Source organism: Kribbella sp. CA-294648 (assembly GCF_050943845.1).
Classification (GTDB): Bacteria; Actinomycetota; Actinomycetes; order Propionibacteriales; family Kribbellaceae; genus Kribbella.
This window is the reverse complement of record NZ_CP191981.1, coordinates 7226154-7243561: the sequence shown is the minus strand read 5'-3', so window position 1 is coordinate 7243561 and position 17408 is coordinate 7226154. Positions and strand designations below refer to the sequence as shown.

General features: G+C 67.0%; 21 protein-coding genes. 13 read left to right on the top strand and 8 right to left on the bottom strand.

Going from position 1 to position 17408, the window contains the following annotated elements:
• Positions 1-9 precede the first annotated feature (9 nt).
• From ACQPYM_RS34365 to ACQPYM_RS34350, 4 genes are all read right to left on the bottom strand, one after another.
• Positions 10-729: a hypothetical protein gene (locus tag ACQPYM_RS34365; protein WP_433008968.1), complete on the bottom strand. Its 720-nt coding sequence runs from the start codon at positions 727-729 to the stop codon at positions 10-12.
• Positions 717-1424 (bottom strand): hypothetical protein, encoded by a 708-nt coding sequence (locus ACQPYM_RS34360; protein ID WP_433008965.1) that lies wholly within the window; start codon positions 1422-1424, stop codon positions 717-719. The genes ACQPYM_RS34365 and ACQPYM_RS34360 overlap by 13 nt, the downstream gene beginning before the upstream one ends.
• Before the next feature lie 322 nt (positions 1425-1746).
• Positions 1747-2148, bottom strand: coding sequence for a hypothetical protein (locus tag ACQPYM_RS34355; RefSeq protein WP_433008962.1), 402 nt, complete (start codon positions 2146-2148; stop codon positions 1747-1749).
• Positions 2148-2738 carry a nucleotidyltransferase domain-containing protein gene (locus tag ACQPYM_RS34350; protein ID WP_433008959.1) on the bottom strand — a complete coding sequence of 197 codons (591 nt, stop codon included), beginning with the start codon at positions 2736-2738 and terminating at the stop codon, positions 2148-2150. Before ACQPYM_RS34350 ends, ACQPYM_RS34355 begins: the two co-directional genes overlap by 1 nt.
• Before the next feature lie 828 nt (positions 2739-3566).
• Between ACQPYM_RS34350 and ACQPYM_RS34345 the strand changes: the two genes are divergently transcribed.
• From ACQPYM_RS34345 to ACQPYM_RS34330, 4 genes are read left to right on the top strand one after another with little or no spacing between them, the layout of a single operon-like run.
• Positions 3567-4109 carry a MauE/DoxX family redox-associated membrane protein gene (locus tag ACQPYM_RS34345; protein WP_433008956.1) on the top strand — a complete coding sequence of 181 codons (543 nt, stop codon included), beginning with the start codon at positions 3567-3569 and terminating at the stop codon, positions 4107-4109.
• A gap of 33 nt (positions 4110-4142) precedes the next feature.
• Positions 4143-4700, top strand: coding sequence for a TlpA family protein disulfide reductase (locus tag ACQPYM_RS34340; RefSeq protein WP_433008953.1), 558 nt, complete (start codon positions 4143-4145; stop codon positions 4698-4700).
• Between the two features lie 13 nt (positions 4701-4713).
• On the top strand, positions 4714-5184 hold the full coding sequence (locus ACQPYM_RS34335) for a S26 family signal peptidase (protein ID WP_433008950.1): 471 nt from the start codon (positions 4714-4716) through the stop codon (positions 5182-5184).
• 5 nt (positions 5185-5189) lie between these two features.
• Entirely contained in the window at positions 5190-7004 is a 1815-nt protein-coding gene (locus ACQPYM_RS34330) for an ABC transporter ATP-binding protein (protein ID WP_433008947.1), read from the top strand.
• 23 nt (positions 7005-7027) lie between these two features.
• Here the strand turns inward: ACQPYM_RS34330 and ACQPYM_RS34325 are convergent, their stop codons facing one another.
• Positions 7028-7828 (bottom strand): endonuclease/exonuclease/phosphatase family protein, encoded by an 801-nt coding sequence (locus ACQPYM_RS34325; protein WP_433008944.1) that lies wholly within the window; start codon positions 7826-7828, stop codon positions 7028-7030.
• A gap of 140 nt (positions 7829-7968) precedes the next feature.
• Between ACQPYM_RS34325 and ACQPYM_RS34320 the strand changes: the two genes are divergently transcribed.
• From ACQPYM_RS34320 to ACQPYM_RS34310, 3 genes are all read left to right on the top strand, one after another.
• On the top strand, positions 7969-8130 hold the full coding sequence (locus ACQPYM_RS34320; RefSeq protein WP_433008941.1) for a hypothetical protein: 162 nt from the start codon (positions 7969-7971) through the stop codon (positions 8128-8130).
• Between the two features lie 200 nt (positions 8131-8330).
• Positions 8331-9200 carry a hypothetical protein gene (locus ACQPYM_RS34315; protein WP_433008938.1) on the top strand — a complete coding sequence of 290 codons (870 nt, stop codon included), beginning with the start codon at positions 8331-8333 and terminating at the stop codon, positions 9198-9200.
• Positions 9201-9368: 168 nt separating this feature from the next.
• A complete protein-coding gene (locus ACQPYM_RS34310) occupies positions 9369-10355 on the top strand; it encodes a helix-turn-helix transcriptional regulator (protein ID WP_433008935.1) in 987 nt (328 codons plus the stop codon).
• Positions 10356-10546: 191 nt separating this feature from the next.
• Here ACQPYM_RS34310 and ACQPYM_RS34305 read toward each other — a convergent pair whose 3' ends face one another.
• Positions 10547-11353, bottom strand: a complete 807-nt coding sequence (locus ACQPYM_RS34305) for an alpha/beta fold hydrolase (protein ID WP_433008932.1) — start codon at positions 11351-11353, stop codon at positions 10547-10549.
• A 65-nt stretch (positions 11354-11418) separates the two neighbouring features.
• Here ACQPYM_RS34305 and ACQPYM_RS34300 point away from each other — a divergent pair, with 65 nt between their 5' ends.
• A complete protein-coding gene (locus tag ACQPYM_RS34300) occupies positions 11419-12180 on the top strand; it encodes a TetR/AcrR family transcriptional regulator C-terminal domain-containing protein (RefSeq protein ID WP_433008929.1) in 762 nt (253 codons plus the stop codon).
• Between the two features lie 87 nt (positions 12181-12267).
• On the opposite strand, the gene ACQPYM_RS34295 is transcribed toward ACQPYM_RS34300, so the two are convergent.
• Both ACQPYM_RS34295 and ACQPYM_RS34290 read right to left on the bottom strand, forming a co-directional pair.
• The gene (locus ACQPYM_RS34295; RefSeq protein ID WP_433008926.1) at positions 12268-12978 is read right to left on the bottom strand and encodes a pentapeptide repeat-containing protein; all 711 of its coding nucleotides are present in this window, start codon (positions 12976-12978) and stop codon (positions 12268-12270) included.
• A gap of 26 nt (positions 12979-13004) precedes the next feature.
• A complete protein-coding gene (locus ACQPYM_RS34290) occupies positions 13005-13865 on the bottom strand; it encodes an ROK family protein (RefSeq protein WP_433008923.1) in 861 nt (286 codons plus the stop codon).
• 111 nt (positions 13866-13976) lie between these two features.
• Between ACQPYM_RS34290 and ACQPYM_RS34285 the strand changes: the two genes are divergently transcribed.
• The 5 genes from ACQPYM_RS34285 (at position 13977) to ACQPYM_RS34265 (ending at position 17391) form a co-directional block, all read left to right on the top strand.
• Complete coding sequence (locus ACQPYM_RS34285) at positions 13977-14258, top strand: alpha/beta fold hydrolase (RefSeq protein ID WP_433008920.1); 282 nt, start codon at positions 13977-13979, stop codon at positions 14256-14258.
• An 84-nt stretch (positions 14259-14342) separates the two neighbouring features.
• A complete protein-coding gene (locus ACQPYM_RS34280; RefSeq protein ID WP_433008917.1) occupies positions 14343-15152 on the top strand; it encodes a hypothetical protein in 810 nt (269 codons plus the stop codon).
• 57 nt (positions 15153-15209) lie between these two features.
• Positions 15210-15890, top strand: a complete 681-nt coding sequence (locus ACQPYM_RS34275) for a YcnI family copper-binding membrane protein (RefSeq protein ID WP_433008914.1) — start codon at positions 15210-15212, stop codon at positions 15888-15890.
• A 2-nt stretch (positions 15891-15892) separates the two neighbouring features.
• Positions 15893-16408 (top strand): copper resistance CopC family protein, encoded by a 516-nt coding sequence (locus ACQPYM_RS34270; protein ID WP_433008911.1) that lies wholly within the window; start codon positions 15893-15895, stop codon positions 16406-16408.
• Entirely contained in the window at positions 16405-17391 is a 987-nt protein-coding gene (locus tag ACQPYM_RS34265; protein ID WP_433008908.1) for a copper resistance D family protein, read from the top strand. The genes ACQPYM_RS34270 and ACQPYM_RS34265 overlap by 4 nt, the downstream gene beginning before the upstream one ends.
• Positions 17392-17408 lie beyond the last annotated feature (17 nt).

The following is a 17408-nucleotide window of genomic DNA, read 5'->3' as shown; positions in this document are numbered from 1 at the left end:
GGCTATCTACTACCACGGTCGCGGCTCCCAGCTATCCCTGATGAGTCCGATCGCATCCTGAACTACTCGATGCCGGCCGAGCATGAAGTCGATGGTGGTCACTTCGTAGTGGGTGCCCTCGCTAGGAAGGTCGGGTGAAGTAATGGTGTCGATGACGTCATCGAGTGTGTGAGGGACGCCGTGGCCGACCAGATACCGGAAGGAGGTCGCGTATATCTCCTGGAAGGGGATCGGACGCAGTCCCAACTGCTGTGGGGTACCAACAACCCAGGTCCAGTCGATGTCGAAGAGGGCTGGCCAACCTCGAGGCATTGCCACTGCAGCCTTTCCAGAGGTCAGGTCAGCGCGTAGGCGATCGACCTGCGCGGCAGCTGATGTGATCCAGTCCTCGATCTTGGCGACTTCAGGGTACGAGATGGCGTCGATCGGCCACTTGATCTCGAAGCTGATACCTCGACGCTGTTGTGGATCCACTGCCAGAACGTCAAGGTCTCCAGCAGCGCTGTGATCCTGCCGTCGGGCTACAACCCGTTCGGTCACCAGGAGACCTGGCACCTGGTCGAGCCAGGTCTTCCATTTTGCTGCGCGCCCGCCTTGTCGCTGGCCGACGGGCCCGTACCGCGCGGGATCGTACGCGGCGCTGCGCAGGATGATGGCGTCGACTGATCGAGGGGTGATGAGAGGAGGGCAGACGATGACGGCGTCGTCGAGGCTGATCAGTGGTGACACACGGCTAGATCGCCCAGCAGCAAAGGTGAGCCGTTCGATGACGGCGTCGATTGTATAGGGCGGACGTTCGGAAGCAGGTCGGCGATCATTTCGAGCAGACGGAACTTCCGGATAGTGGCCAACGTTGTTTCGGTCCGTTTGCGCATATGCGCCGCCGATTCGCACAGCAAGGCGAACCCCATGAGGGCCGAGAGCACCGCGGCCGCATCGCCGACCGTCAGTCCTTCATCGAGCTTGAAGGAGTCCGGGAGGTTCCCCTCCGGTAATGCATGGCGGTACGCATCGACAGCTGTCTTGGCGCGCCGGGTCGCCGCGTGGAGCACGTGCGTTGGTGGAAGGTCACGCGATGTCCCTGGGCGATTCCGGACCCATCTCTCCTCGATCGGCGTGATCTTTGGCAGCTCAGAGGGGGTCGCGGCATCCTCAAGGAACATATCCGCGGCTTCGAGAGCTGGGTTCCAGCGTTGTCGGATCCGTAACGAATCGCCCCGTCGGCGTACCTCATAACCACCGACTCCAAGGTTGTATTGGAGATTGTCGAGGCGAAGAGCTTCCAGGGCAGCGACGCAGATGTCGACGGCGTCCCTTTCGTCACAGGGCCCGGTTCGCAGCGGAATCTCGTGGTGCCAGGTGATGATCCGAGCTAGGACCGACTCCCAAGGAACATCTGTGCTTAGACCCTGCGCAAACTCCATCGCGCGAATGCGGGTCGCGCATTGCAGCAGTGTGAGGATCCGCTCGGGACCCGACGACCATCCTGGGAGCCCCTCCGCAGACCGGCGGCGGCGTTCGATGAGGTCTGACAACTCATCGTCAGGTTTCAAGTCGTGCCTCGTGGTTCCTCGTCGTTCTGAGTACATGGCGATATACGCCGCCTTCTCCAGAAGTGTCCGACATCAGGTCAGAGACCCTTCCGAGTCATCGGGGTCTTTCGCTTGCTGTATAGCAGTGAGGTACAGCTCGCCAGTGATTACTTGGATGTACCGGCCATCTGGTCCGGTGCGTCAACATGGCCGGTCAGCGTCCGAGGCGGACGATCTCGACCGCAAGCTCCACCAGTGTGCGCGCCCGGCGGACCAGGGGTTCGGCCTTGTTCGCGGTCACCACGTCAGTCCCGTACTCGACATCACCTTTGGCCGAGACCAATTCACGCAACGCCCTTTCGCCCGCGGCGGCCTCGGCCCGCCTGGCCAGCGACTGTCGGAGTTCCTTCGCCGCGGTGGCGTGATCCTTCTTCTTGCTTGTCGAACCGGTGAGCGCGGTGACGATCGCATCCTTTGCGCTGATTCCGGCGTGGATCGCGTCGCCGGCTGCCGGGGTGTACCGCCTGGCGGCAAGGTTGGCTTCAGCCGAGGCGAGATACTCCTCGGCCTTCTTGAGGAAGCTCTTGGCGTGATTGCGCTGCTCGGCCGTGGCCATCATGCAGCTCCGTGCTTGATGCGCGGCTTAGCGCCGATCAGCGCGACGCCGTCCCGGAGGATGTCGCTGACGACCGGCTCGCCCGAGGCAGCCAGCCGATTGAAGTCGGCCTTGGTCAAGACGATGACATCGCAGTTGTTGCCGAGACGTTTACGGACACTGTCCTCAAGCTCAACGCGGTTGTCCCAGTCGGACGGCGCAATGACTGCCAGGTCGATGTCACTGTCCTGCGTTGCCTCACCGCGAGCGATCGAGCCGAAGAGGAGCACTGCCTGCACGTCGCCGTCGATCACCGCGCTGACCGCTTCTCGCAGGGCTGCCACCGGGTCCAGCAGAGTCCGCAGCGGAGCCACAGAGGCGTGGTCCTCATTGATGGTGTGTACGCCGGCCCGCCCGATGGTCTGGGTCTCCGCCAGGCCGAGCTTGGTCAGCGACTTCAGGGCTTCTTGGACAGTCCATAGGCTGTAGTCGTCGCTGAGTAGGCTATGGATCTGTCGTCCCGTCAGGGGTGTGCCAGTGCGCAGCAGGACCGCAAGCACTGCGCCCCGTGCTCCTGGGATGATCCCGCCGAACGGCTCATTGAAGAACATATGACCAAAATACCAGTCATATGAAAGGCGTGACAGTCAAATGACAGTGGCGTTGTGAGTAATCCTTGGGCACACCTTTGATGACGACGCCAGGTCTCTGGAGGCGGTTCAGTACCGTGGTCGGATCGGCGCCGAGGCGCTCGCAGACTCCTGCTGGATGCCTGGTTCCTGAGGACACGTCGCAGAGCCTCGGCATCAATCCAAGGCGCTCACCCATCCGCTTGAGTGAGACTCGTGACATAGAGCCGTTCAGCCTCCGGCCGCTCCCACCCAACGGTGTCTAAAGCCGCCCCTGTGTTGCGCGCTGCTCCTGCGTCGCGGCGGGTGTCTGGGCACCGCGCGCCTCCGGCGCTGCGTGCTTCCCCCGCCGGATCGATCTTCGTGTCCCTGGTACGGGTGGAGTACGGGCAGCGGGTTGTCGCCGGCCGCTCGTAGTGTGCGCCAGATCGAGGAGAGCCGGGTGTAGGGCTGCTCGGTTGCTCGGTGATCGGTTCCGCACCCTGACCCTGGAGGTATCAATGACGAAGTTGATCCAGCGTATGAGCGACGGGCTGCTCTCCGCCTTCGCGCCGAAGATCCAAGCATCGGCCGCCTGTCCGGCGTGCCGCCTGGTCGGGCAGTGCGGTAGCTGCAACGGAAACCGCCGGTACCGGAGCAGGGTGTGCTACTCGGGCCCGGGATGCCAGATCGAGACAGTCACCTGTGTAGCTGTCGCCTCCTGCGCCCCGTAGGCCCGTAGGCCCGTAGCCCCGCAGCGATCGTCGGCGGCGGCGTTCGAGCGGACGCCGCCGACGGCGAATCTGGGTGCCCCTGGATAGAGATGACGAGGTGGGTGTGGAGTATCTCGAGTTCGGCTGCCGGGTTCTGCTGGGTGGTGTGTTCGCCGTGTCCGCCGGCTCCAAGCTCTACTCGCGGGCCGTGTTCGCGGACTTCACGGCGGCGACGGCCCGGTTGACCGGGGCGCGGGTGGCACGGGCGCGGCTGTTCGCCGCAGCCACCGTTGCGGCCGAGTTCGCCGTCGTGGTCGCCTTGATCGTCCCGGCGCTGGTTCTGTGGGGGTTTGCCGCAGGCATCGGCTTGCTGGCCGTCTTTTCGGCGGCCATCGTCCGTTCGCTGCGTCGTGGGCAGCGGGCGCCCTGCCGTTGCTTCGGCGCGTCGAACTCGCCGCTTGGTACGCAGCACGTTGCCCGCAATGCCGCCCTCGCGGCGTTCTGCCTCCTCGGCATTGCCGCGGGCCTGAGCGACGGAGCGGCCTCGCTGGACTTGGGGCCGGCCTGCGTCGTCGCCTTCGCCGCGCTGATCGGCGTGGCGCTGACCGCCCGGCTCGACGACCTGATCGGTCTGTTCCGTACTACGACGGCAACGTTGTAGCCCAGCAAGAAGAGTGAAGAGAGGCTGGATTCCTTGACGACGTTTCTCACCGCGCTGGTGGTCGTGGTCGGCATTGTCGGCGTACTGAACCTGTTGCTGCTGTTCGGTGTCATTCGCCGGCTGAAGGAACACGACCAGGCAATCGCGAAGCTCCCGCAGGGCGCGCTGCACGGTCCGCCCGCGGATTCGATGCGGGCTCCGGGCTCGGAGGTCGACGAGTTCACCGCGGTGAGCACGGACGACGTTGCGGTGAGCAAGGAGTCGCTGGCCGGAGAGACGATGGTCGGATTCTTCTCGGCGTCCTGCGCACCCTGCATCGAGAACGCACCGAAGTTCGCCGCCCGCGCCGCCGGCGTACCTGGTGGAAAGGACAGCGTGCTCGCGATCGTCGTCGCCGACGGCGAGGACGATCCGGCCGAGCTGATCGGCGTCCTCGGCGCCGGCGCGCGGGTCGTCGTCGAGGACTACGACGGACCGATCGCCGCCGCGTTCGGTGTGACCGCGTTCCCGACGTACGCCGTGGTCGTGTCCGGCAAGATCACCGCGAGTGCGATCGACGTGTCCATGCTGCCGGTACCCGCGCCGGCCTGACCGGAGCTCGGCGGTGCTGGGGATCGTTGTTCGCGTCGTCGCTGCCGTCGTTGCGGCCGCATCCGTCGTACTGCTAGTGCGGGCACGGCGGCTGGTGGTGGTCGACGTGCAGGGCCCCAGCATGGAACCGACCCTGTACGACGGCGACCGCGTCCTGGTCAGGCGTGCCCCGCTGACCGCACTCCGAACGGGTGACGTCGTCGTCGTTGCCCGTCCGCACCTCCCCGAGTTCGCGGCGGCGGGGACCTGGGTCATCAAGCGCGTCGCTGCGATGCCAGGCGAACAGATACCGCCGGTGATCCGGCGCAGCTGGGCTGAGAACGACGACATCGACTTCGCGGGTGCGTTGGTGCCGGAGGGACGGCTGCTGTTGCTCGGAGACAATCCGACCCGTAGCGGGGACTCCCGGCACTGGGGCTTCACCACAGGGAATGCGGTACTGGGCGTCGTCACCAGGCCAATGCGTGCACGGGCCAGGGGATAGGCCACATGACGACGGGCCGGCGCAGGTGGCGCACCGTGCGGGGGCTGGCGCCTGCGACGGCGATGGCCTTTCGCGGCGCATCCGCGCAGCTCGGGCTGCTGAGTGTGATCACGTTGGTGGGGGCGGTACTCCCGGTCGCGGTCACCTGGCTGACCAAGCTGGTCATCGACGCGGTGATCCGGGGCACTGCGAGAGACACGCTGCTGGCGCTGGCGATCACCCTTGCTGTCCTCGGTGCGTTGACCGCGACGCTTCCGCAGCTCACCCAGTACCTGTCTGCGGAGGCGCAGCGGCGCATCAGCCGAGTGGCCAAGGACCGGCTGTACCAGGCGGTCAACCGTTTCCCTGGACTCGGCCGGTTCGAGGATCCGCAGTTCCTCAACCAGTTGCGTCTTGCCGAAGCCGCCGACAGTGCTCCGGCGCAGTTGACCATCGCAGCGCTGCAGCTGGTCAGGAACCTGATCACGGCGCTCGGCCTGTTCGGATCGCTCTATCTCATCAGCCCGCTCATCGCCGGCGTCGTCCTGGTCGCCGCGCTGCCGGCCCTCCTGGCCGAACTGGCCCTGGCAAGACGCCGGGTGAACACCACCCTGCGGCTGAGCCCGGACGAACGCCGCGAGCTCTTCTACCAGATGCTGCTGTCCGACGCACGGGCCAGTAAGGAGATCCGGCTGTTCGGCACCGGCGACTTTCTGCGCGGCAGAATGATGCGCACGCTGTCGGGGATTCACACCGCCCGGCGAGCACTCGATCGCCGCGAACTGTTCGTCCAAAGTGGACTCGAGCTCTTCGCCGCTGTCGTCGCCGGTACGGGTCTGGTCTGGGCGATTCTCGCGGCCGGCCGCGGTGAGCTGACCGCGGGTGACATCGCCCTGTTCATCGCCGCGGTCGCGGGCGTGCAGATCGCGGTGGCCGGCGTCGTGTCGTTACTGGCGCAGACGAACGAACAGCTGATGATCTTCAACCACTACACCGTCGTACTCGGCGCTCCGCCGGAGCTGCCCGTTGCGGAGCATCCGGTCGCGACGCCGGTACTGCGCCGCGGGATCGTGCTCGAAGATGTCTGGTTCCGCTACGGCGACGACCTGCCGTGGGTGCTGCGAGGCGTGACAGTGACTGTTCCGTACGGCCTGGCCGTCGGTCTGGTCGGAAAGAACGGCGCGGGCAAGTCCACTGTCGTCAAACTGCTGTGCCGGATGTACGACCCGACAAAGGGCAGAATCACCTGGGACGGAATCGACCTGCGCGATCTCGATCCGGCCCGGCTCCGGGAGAGGATCGGCGCGGTGTTCCAGGACTTCATGTCCTATGACCTCACCGCGGCAGAGAACATCGCGCTCGGCGACCTCACCGCGCTGGTGGATCCGGATCGGATCACCGCGGCCGCCGTACAGGCGGACATCCACGATGTCGTCGAGACCCTTCCGCACGGCTACCGCACCATGCTCAGCCGGATGTTCGCCGATGACGACGGGTCGGACGGGACCGGAGTCGTTCTGTCCGGCGGACAGTGGCAGCGGTTGGCGCTGGCCCGGGCCTTCCTCCGCGCCGACACCGACCTGTTGATCCTCGACGAGCCGAACGCGGGCCTTGATCCGGAGGCCGAAGCCGAGCTGCATGCCAGGATCAGCACCTTGCGCGCGGGAGGCACCTCGGTACTGATCTCGCACCGGCTCGGTACCTTGCGCGATGCCGACCTGATCATCGTCCTGGACGACGGGGCTGTCACGGAGACCGGCACCCACACGTCATTGCTCGCCGGCGGTGGCACCTACGCCCGTCTGTTCACCACGCAGGCGAAGGGTTACCAGAGCGAGTAGAACGCTCACGAGTTCGTTGGGCGTCAGTTGGTTGGGGCGGGGAGTTCGAGGCGGGCTTGTAGGCCGATGTGGTCTGAGAGGTGGGTCGGGCCGGTCGACAGGGGGTGCTTGTCGGTGAATAGCAGGGCTGCGTCGTCTACCTGGATCGACTCGGTGGCGAGGATGAAGTCGATGCAGTGTGGGGTGCTGCCTGGCGGGAGGTAGTCGGGGTGGAAGGTGGGTGGGCATTCTCCGTTGAAGGTGTCGCGCAGGCCGGAGCGCTGGTGGAGGTCGGGGTGGAGGGTGCTTTCTCGGGAGATGTTGAAGTCTCCGCAGACGACGGTAGAGCAGGTGTCGGCTGTTACTGCTTGGGCTAGGGCGGTTAGTTGAGTGTGTTGTAGGGGGCGGAAGCGGTTGTGTTCTGACCAGTTGCCGTCGGTGTTGGCGGTGAGATGGATGTTGAGGACGCGGAGCCTGGTGTCGGCCAGGTGGGTGGTTAGTAGGCCACTGTGGAGGGCGTTGAAGCGGGCTCGGGTGGGGAGCTTTGAGTGGCGTGTCGGCTGCGGGAAGCGGGCGTAGGCGGTCCTTGCCAGCGGCAGGCGCGAGAGGGCGACCAGGCCGCCTGCAGGGCCCGCTACCGACCGCCGGTAGGCCAGGTGGGGGAACGTCGGCATGCCTCTGCGGAGGTGAGCCAGGTGTGGGTAGGCGAAGACCTCTTGCAGGCAGATCAGGTCGATGTCGCTGGTGTTGAGCTCGGACGCGATCGCACCGAAGCGCTCGGCCATGCGGGTGCCCTTCAGGGGCAGGCCGCGGATGTTGAGCGTGGCGACGGTCAGGCGGGTCATCGTGGACCGAGCGACCGATCGACGATGCGCGCGGGGCGTCGTGCCGGGTCTCATTCCCGGGGTGAGGATAGTTGAGCGAAAGATCATTCCGTGGGGGATGGGCGGGCGGTGCGGAGAGTGACACTCTGTGGAGCAGGGGGATGGAGGAGACCGTAGGTCAGGTGGTCGGGAAGCTTGTCCTGGTGGGGGCACTGGGGATGGGCGGTCCGGGCGCTTGGAGCGGGTCTCGGGTGCTGTGGGCGTGGGTGGTGGTGGACGGTGTGGCTGAGGAGTTGCAGGGCTCCAGGTTGGGGATGCGTTGAAGGTTGGTTGAGCTCAACCAGGTGGTGAGCTCAACGGCCGGTGGCCGGATGTGATGGGGGCAGTACATCCGGCGGCCGCGCATCTGACAGTCGCGCAAGGTCGTCACCTCCCGCGTTCACGACAGCCGCCGGCCGGCCGCGGCGCGATGAACCTCACTTCTCGCGTTCGCGGCGGCCCGGCCGGGTGAGAGAGTCGAGCTGTGAGCCTCGTCGAGATCGCCTGCGATGAGTCCGGCTATGAGGGTGAGAAGCTGATCGGTGGGGTCACCGACGTCTTCGCCCATGCCGCCGTCGCGCTCGACAAGGCGACTGCCGCCGCATGTGTGGCCGAGTTGCGGCAACGCATCCGCTCGCCTGCCACGGAGTACAAGGCCAACCATGTACTGCGGTCCAAGCACCGGCCGGTACTCCTCTGGCTGCTTGGTCCCACTGGGCCGCTGCTCGGCCAGGCGCAGGTGCAGCTCATGGACAAGGCGTATTTCCTGGTCTCGCAGCTCACTGAGCAGCTGATCGGTGAGCCGGCAGACGACCTCTATCGCGCCGGCCGTCATGCAGCGGGCTGGGCGGATTTCCTCGAGGCGGCGAACGACCTGCTGCGAGCGCGCGACGACCTGATGACCTTCTACGCCGCCCTTGATCGGCTGGACCACGAGAGCCCGGCAGTAGCTGCCCTGAAGAAGTCGCGGCCGCGAGCTGAGGCGATGGTGCGGGAGGATCCGCCGCTGATCCCGCCCCTCGATCCGCTCATGCGGGCGATCGCCCGGGCCGTCGAGTACTGGGCCGAGCGGAGTCGTTGGGTCGTCATCGCCCACGACCGGCAGACCACCTTGTCACCGGAGCGGATCGCGCAGTTACAGACAGGTACTGCGCTGGCGCGTCTGGAGCTGGTGCACTCGTTCACCGACCCGCGCATCCAGGTGGCCGACTTCCTGGCCGGGGTGGCGCGCAAGATCGCCTCCGACCAGCTCAAGGGTCAGGACGACGCCGAGCTGACCGCGTTGATCCGCCCGTACGTCGATCCGCGCTCAATTTGGGGCGACCTGGACAGCTGGCAGCGCCTAGCATCGTAACCAGGAGCAGCAGCTGCCCCGGGTTCTGTGATCGGGCAACCCCTTGGCAACCGTCCGTGACGGCGGGCATAGTCCTCGCTAGCAAGCACAAAACCTGGGTACAGGCCCTTACCCGGGCACAGCATTGACTACACACAGCACTGACTAGGTACAGGGAGACAGCGGCCGGTGGATTCGGACAGGCCTGCACCGTTGCGGGTGGACGCCGAGACGGCGATCATCCTGCGTGAGGCGTACCACAAGATCGAGTCGCTGTACCGCGGCGACCACTACGGGCTGTACGACTATGTCCGTGCGGTGGCCGGCAAGATCACCACCGTCGACAGCTTCTTCGTCGGCTTCCTCCACGGTTCGAACCGGGTGCGTTACCCGTACGGCTACGACTCCGGCCGGTACGACGACCCGGCGACTCACATCTTCGGGCCGAACGGCCAGACGGCCTGGCTGCTCAAACAGCGGCAGACCTACCGCTTCGCCTACGACAACGGAGCGGCCGTGCAAGCGGGGGTGCCGACCGGTGACGTGACCAAGGAGTCCGCGGACGCGGTCACGGTGCCGATCTTCCGACCGACCCAGAACGGGCCGGATCAGCTGTTCGGCATGCTGTCGATGCACAGCTACACCCCGAACACCTATGACGACAACGCGGTGCGTGCGTTCGAATGGCTCTGTGGACTGGTCGAACGGGTGCTCACCCGCGAGGACGAGGACAAGGATGCGCTGCGCCGGCTACCGGCCGGTGACGACAGCCCGAACCTGCTCACCTCCGATCACGTGATGGAGTACATCGGTCACCGAGTCGCCGGTCTGCGCGAGATCGCCACCGAGGCGATGAACGAACCCGACGTGGCCCACTCACCGGTCCAGGAGCACCTGAAACGGCTGATCCGGTCGACGGAGGAGATGCAGTCCGAGCTGATGGAGATGATGCTCGCCACGGACGAAGGGCCCGAGCGCCGGTTCGCGAGTCTGACCAAGGCCCAGCAGGGCGTGGCCGTGCTCTTGGCCGACGGGCTGGAGAACGACCAGCTCGCCGCCGAACTCGGCATCAGCCTCAACACGGTCAAGACTCACCTCAGCGCGATCCTCAAGAAGTACGGCATGGTCAACCGCGCCCAGATCGCCGACGACGTCCGCAAGTACCTGATCCGCTGACGCAGCCCGCGGATTGCCGGGCCAGCCACTCCGCTGGCTCAGTCTCCCGAGGTGCTCGGCCAGTCACTCTGCCGGCTCAGTCTCCTGAGGTGCTTGGCCAGCCGCTCCGGCGGCTCAGTCTCCCGAGGTGCTTGGCCAGCCCTTCCGCTGGCTCAGACTCCCCAGCTGCATCGGCCAACCGCTCCGCTGGCTCAGGCTCCCAGTTGCTCGGCTAACCATGGCTCGACTACTGGGAGGATCTGGGCGGCCTGCATCGCTTGCATGTGGTCGAGTCCGTCCAGCAGGTGAACTGTCCAGCCGAGGTTTTCGAGTAGCGACTTGTTGGCTGCCGCCGGGGTGGCGATGCTGACCAGGGTGTTGCCCCAGCGTTCGCCGTACTGGATGTTGTCGGTGCTGCCGACGATGCAGAGGCGGGGGATGGTGAGCTGGTCCTGTACCGCGTGGTCGTCGAATCCCTGCAGGGCTTGGTAGAGGGTGAGGAACTGCCGCGTCTGATCTTTGCTCAAGGCAACTTCTGTACTGTCCCAGTCGCCGGGCTCGACCACCTTGTCGCTGACCGGCTTGCCTGCCTCGGCATGGGTCGCCTCGGTGACCGCGAGCATGGCGTCGTACGGGCCGTCGATGGGTGGATAACCGCCCATCGCCAAGGCGGTCAGGCGTTTGGTGCGGATGGCGAGTTGCAGGCCGGCCATGCCGAGCCAACTGTAGCCGTAGTACGCGAAGGTGTCGGCGTCGGCGGCGTCCGCGACGGTCAGGAAGTCTTCGACCAGCTTGTCGGGCGTGAGGGTGTCGGGCAGCGGGTTGGCCTGGATGTGACCCTCGTAGTCGAAGGCGATCACTCGGAAGCGCTTGCTGAAGCCCTGGGTCAGGGTGTATCCGAGGGCCGGATCGGCGCCCCAGGCGCGGAGTTGCTCAGTCTCTGGTCCCTCGACCGGAGCGACCGGATTGACTGGGAGCAAGAGGTTCGGGCCTTCGCCGTGCACTTCGAAGTCCATCATCAGAAACTCCTTACGATGTATAGTGTTCCCAGGAACGATAACACTTTACGGCGTAAGGAGTAAAAGTGACCGAGGTGATCGGCCAGGGCGATGCGGCGCGCACGCTCGCTCTCCTGTGGGGCAAGGTCGCCACGCCGAAGCGCGGGCCGCGGCACTCGATCGGCTCCGACGAGGTCATCGCCGCGGCGGTCCGGATCGCCGACCGGCAAGGTCTGCCGGCGGTCACAATGCGGGCCGTGGGCAACGAACTCGGCCGGACGGCGATGTCGCTCTACACCTACGTCCTCAGTCGCGAGGTGCTGGTGGACCTGATGTACGACAGCGTCCATGCGGAGTTCGGCGCGCCGCGCAACGTCAAGGACTGGCGCAAGGCGATCGCGAGTTGGTGCACCAGGTTGCGCGATCTCTACCTCGCTCATCCCTGGCTGCTCGAGGTCTCGTCGGCCAGACCGGTCCTCGGTCCGAAGGAGCAGGAGGTGCTCGAGTCCTTGCTCAGGATCCTGACCAAGGCCGGTCTGCCGCTGGAGGACCGGCCGGCGGCGACCAGTGCGCTGTTCAGCGTCGTACGCGGCGCCGCCAAACAAGCGAGCGAGGCCAGGGCTGCGGTGACGGAGGAGGACGCCGAGTGGTGGGCCGAGCGTGCGCAGGCGCTCGCCGTGGCAGCTCCCGACTTCGCCGAACGGTTCCCGGAGTCCACCGCGATGGCCACCCATCAACGCAAAGGAGGTCCACAACCATGGATCCGTGCGGCCGACCAGGCCTTCACCGGCGCCATCGCGCTCATCGTCGACGGCCTGAGCCAACGAATCGCGCCACCAGCGGAATGATCAGCCGCGTGCCACCAGCGGAATGATCAACCGTACGTCGAGCGCGAAGGTGTACACGTACCACTCGACCAGGCGGCCCATCGAACCTTAAGAACTGCCAGGACCTGCTTCTGGCGAGTCGTCCGGGTCGCCGAGTTTGATGCCCAGCGCCGAGGCCATCGCGATGGTGACGGCGAGGGTGTCGATGGGGGAGGAGTTGGCGATGGTGGCGCCGGCCAGGCTGCCGATGCCGCGGGTGCCGTCCCAGGTGCAGTCGACGAAGACCGCACCGTTGGCGGTCACTTGGGAGAACTCGACGCCGGTCAGGTCGCAGCGGCGGAAGACCGTGCCGGTCAGGTCGGCCGAGACGAAGTCCGCACTCTGCAACCGGCAGTCGGTGAACTCGACCTTCACGAACTTCGCGAACCGGAACGAGCTGAAGTCGAGCACCGAGTCGCGCACGGTCACGTGCTGCAGGTTGGTCCCCGAGCCGGCGAACCCGGTCAGCCGCGACGACGAGATCGCCAGCCGGGTGCCCGAGGCGTCGGCCCAGCGCGCGTTGGCGAGATCGCAGTGGTCGATCTCGAGGTCGACCAGGATCAGCTTGTCGAGGTCCGAGCCGCCGAGGTTGACCCTGGTCAGGCGGCAGCCGCTGAGCTCGAGGTGCTCGGCGAGCAGACCGCCCAGATCCTGGTCGGTCAGCGCGAGGTCGGTGAGCCGGTCCTCGTCCTCCACCTCGTCGACGGTCAGCGTTTTCTCGTCGAGCTGCGTGCGCAGTCGAGGGGTGGCGATGCGGACGGTGGGTTTGCGAGCAGGCATGTCGGCCACCGTAGCGACCGCCGCCGTCAGTTTCCGGAGCCCGTACTGCGCTGGTAGTGCGCGGCCGCGCCGATCAGGGCGGAGTGTTCGGTGTCGGCGGTGGCGCTGACGGGGAACGGGAACACGTCGGCCACCACGTCGAACGCGCCGGAGATCGACCCGCCGAGCACCACCCGAGTCGCGCCGAACCGCTCGAGCCACGGCACCAGTGCGTCGGACAAATCCTGAAACGCTCCGACCAGAGCACCCTTGGCCTTTTCGTCTCCCGCCCGCGCCAGTTCAGCGATTTCTTTGACGCCGGTACTACGGGGCAGTGGCGAGCCGAGCAGTTCGGCGTACCGGTTGAGGATGGCTCGGGCGGAGATCCAGTCTTCGAGCGGGCGGCCGTTGTGGGTAGTTCGGTAGAGCTCGCCGCCGGGTGGGACGGTGTCGCCGGTGCGGATGGCGCGGCCGTTGGCGAGGAAGGCGGAGCCGATGCCGGTGCCGATGGTGATGCCGGCGCAGCGGTCCAGGCCGCGGAGTTCGCCTGCTGACCACTCGCCGACCGTGAACGCCTCGGCGTCGTTCAGGAAGATGACCTGGTCGAGCCCGAGGCGTTCGCGCAGGCTCTGGCCGAGGTCGTGCCCGTAGAGGGACGCGAACTTGTCCAGCTGGTACCACGCCACGCCGGCCGCGAAGTCGAACGGCCCGGGCAACGCCACCGCCAGACCCCTTGCCAACGGCAACTGCCGGGCGGCCGCGCACAGCTCGCCGATGATCGAATCGGCATCAGCCTTCGAATCCAGGCCGGCTCGATGCACGCCCTCGACCACCCCGGTTGAAGGCGACACCATCGCCGCCGTCACATGACTCCCACCGATCTCCAGCACCGGCACACCCGCACTCATGCCGCCCATCATCCACGACGGGCCCGCCGATGGGGGCGCGCGCCTTCACGGTATCGGTCTGAACGTGGCGAGCTGCCGATCGGTGCGGGGGCCGGGCAAACTGCCGCAAAGGTGGCTCAGCAGTTCGGCGAGGAGAAGGTGTTCTTCCTGGGTCACTCGCACGGCGGGTTCGTCGGGCTGCAGTTTGCGCTGGACTACCCGGACCGGGTGCGCGGGATCATCGTCTACGACGGGATGGCGTTCAACGGCCAGGAGTTCGGTGGCGCGCGTCAGTTGCACGACGGGATCGCCGGCTCCGAACTCGTCGTACTGGCCGGCAGCGGGCACTTCGGCCATCTGGAGGAGCCCGGGGAATTCTTCGGTTCCGTACTGCGTTTCGCGACGGCGCACTGAGCCGGGAACCTGTGGGACCTGCCCGAACGTAGAGTGGGGTGGAGGGCGGTCCGTCGCCGCAGCGACTGACGGGGGTTACCGGGTTTGCGTGCCGAGACCAGTGCGACATCCGCGATCACGGCGCTGAGCGTCGCGGTCGCGGCGGTCGGTCATGCGCTGGCGGGTGGATCCGTTTCGCTCGCGGTGCTGCCGCAGCTGGTCGTGCTGGCCGCCATCGGCTGGTCCCTCGGCGAACACCTGACCGGCCGCCGCATCCTCTCAATCACCACCCTCGCCACCCTCCAACTAACCGCTCACCTAACCCTCGACCTAACCCACCCAGCCTCCACACCAGCCCCGACGCCCACCGGCCACGCCGCCATGGGGCACGCCGCCACGGCGATGGACCATGCCGCGATGGGGCACGCCCCGACGTCGATGTCGGACGCCGCGACGGCAGCGGCGACGCACCACGCCACGCTGGCTCACGCCGCGACTGCCGCGGACCAGTCCGCGGCAGCGGGTCATGCCGCGATGGGCCATGGGGCGGGGGAGATGGCGGGGATGCTGCATGGCGGCGGGAGTGCGGTGCCTGGGGCGGGTGAGGCTGCGGGTGGGTTTGCGGCTGGGATGCACGACGGGGTTGGTGGGGCGGCGGCTATGTCGGCTGCCCACCTGCTGGTCTTGCTGGCCGGTGTGGTTCTCGTCGGCAGCACTCATCGGTGGGTTCAGCGTGTAGTGCGGATCCTCGCGCGTCTGGTCCCGCACCTTCCCGAGCCCGCCGTCGCGATCCCCGGTGTGCGCGCAGCGCTGCCCGGCGTACCGGAGCAGCCTCGGCTGACCCAGCGGTGGCTGACCTCGGGGGTCTCGCGGCGCGGGCCTCCGCAGTACCGGGTTCTCGGAGCTCTGTCCTGACCGTCCCGTGCTCTCGCGGGACGGTTCGCAACCGTTGCCCGCGAAGGGTTTTCCGTCATGCCTCAGACGTTTGTACTCCGCGCTGCCGCGATCGCCGCGGCCAGTGCGCTCATCCTGGCCGGAGCCGCCGGTTCGGCCTCCGCCCATGTCACGGTGTCGTCGCCGGACGCCAAGCCGGGCGGTTACGCCAAGCTGGTGTTCCGGGTGCCGACCGAGTCGGACAGCGCCAGTACCACCAAGCTGGTCGTCTCGCTGCCGAAGGATCACCCGTTCGCCCATGTCGGCGCGCAGGTGAAGGACGGCTGGAAGGTGGTCAAGACGACCGAGAAGCTGCCGCAGCCGGTGAAGGTCGGTGACGTCACGCTGTCCGAGGCGATCACCACCGTCACCTGGACGGCCGCGGCCGGCGGCGTACCGCCGAACGACTTCGACGAGTTCGCGTTGTCGGTCGGCAAGCTGCCCGAGGGCGTCGACACGCTCAACTTCCCGGCGGTCCAGACCTACAGCGACGGCGAGGTGGTCAAGTGGGAGCAGCTCGCCAAGGACGGCGCGGACAAGCCGGAGCACCCGGCGCCCACGCTGAAGCTCGCCGCAGCCCTGACGCCGGTGGCGCCCACCACTGAGGTGGACAACACGGACACCCTCGCCCGCGCGCTCGGTGCAGGCGGGTTGCTGCTCGGTCTGGTCGGTCTTGGGCTCGGTCTGCGGGCCGGGCGGACACGGAAGGCGACGCCGTAATCGTGCGTCGAACAGCCGCTGTGCTGGTGGCGTCGCTGCTCGTCCTGGTGGGCTCCACCGGGACGGCGGCGGCGCACGCCAAACTCGAATCCATGACGCCGGCCGACGGTTCGACCCAGGCCGTGCCGCCGACGGAGGTCGTGCTGACCTTCAACGAGCCGGTCGGCAGTACCGGCGCCGTCGTACAGGTCAAGTCACCCAAGGGGACCAACGTGTCCACCGGCGAGCTCAAGGTGATCGACAAGACCGTCACCCAGCCGGTCGACGGGCTGGTCGACATCGGCAAGTACACCGTCGATGCCCGGATCGTCTCCGCCGACGGCCACCCGATCACTGTCACCGCCAGCTTCACGATCACCCACGCCGGCCACCCGGCCACGCCGGTCGCCGGATCACCGGCCACCAAGGACAGCGGGTCGAACGTGGTGGTGATCGTCGCGATGTCCCTGGTGATGCTGGTCGTCGTCGCCCTGGCCATCGTGATCGTCCGCCGTAAACCCGCGCCGCCGCCGCAATGAGAAAGGCCCTAGGGCTTGGAGTTGTCACCGCAGGCGTCGTAGTACTGGTTGCGGCGTTGGTGCTGGCGGGCGGCGCGCCGAAGCCGCTGCCCGCGGGCCTGACGGGTGCCGGCCAGCCGGCCTCGTGGGCAGTCCCCGTACTACGCCTGCTCGCCGACCTCGCCGCTGTCGCCACCGGTGGAGCGGTCCTCGCAGCGGCATGGTTGCTAACAGCAACAGATAAGAAGCTTTCAGGACAAGCCCTTCGGGCCTGCCAGGATGCCGCCGTAACGGCAGGGCTGTGGGCCGTGGCGAGTATCGGGTTGTTGCTGACCACAGCTTCGGTCATCCTCGGCGTGCCGCTGTCGCAGCTGGCTGCGCGGGCCGGGGATGCGGGCTCGCTAGACCAGGTCAGGGCGCTCGCGCTCACCGTCGTACTGACCGCTGTGCTCGCGGTGATCCTTTCGGGTGCGCGCACGGTCGCGACCGCGCGGGTAGCGCTCGTCCTGATCGCCGCGGCCCTGACCGGCCCGCTCCTGACCGGACACGGCGCGACCGAGCAGACAAACCTCTGGTCGGTCCTCGCGACCGCGTCACTCGTCGTCCACGTCTTCTGCGCGACCGCCTGGATCGGTGGGCTCGGTTCGGTACTGCGCTACGGCCGCGACCAGCTGGCGATGATCGAGAGGTTCAGCCGCCTCGCCTTCGCGTGCGCCGTGACGATCGGGCTCACCGGCCTGCTCACCGCCGAGATCCACCTCGGTGGCCGTGACGACGGCTTCGGTCTCATCACCCAGTGGGTGACCACCGGGTACGGCGCACTGGTCTTCGCCAAGGCGGTCGCCTTCGTCCTGCTCGTCTGGATCGGCCGCATGCACCGCCAGGCCACGCTCCCGGCCCTCGCCGCCAACGAGCCGGCCGCCTTCTGGCGGCTCGCCGCGGTCGAGCTCCTCGTCATGGCCGGCACGGTCGGACTCGCCGTCGCCCTGTCCCGTACGCCGTAGCTCAGTGACATGTCAAC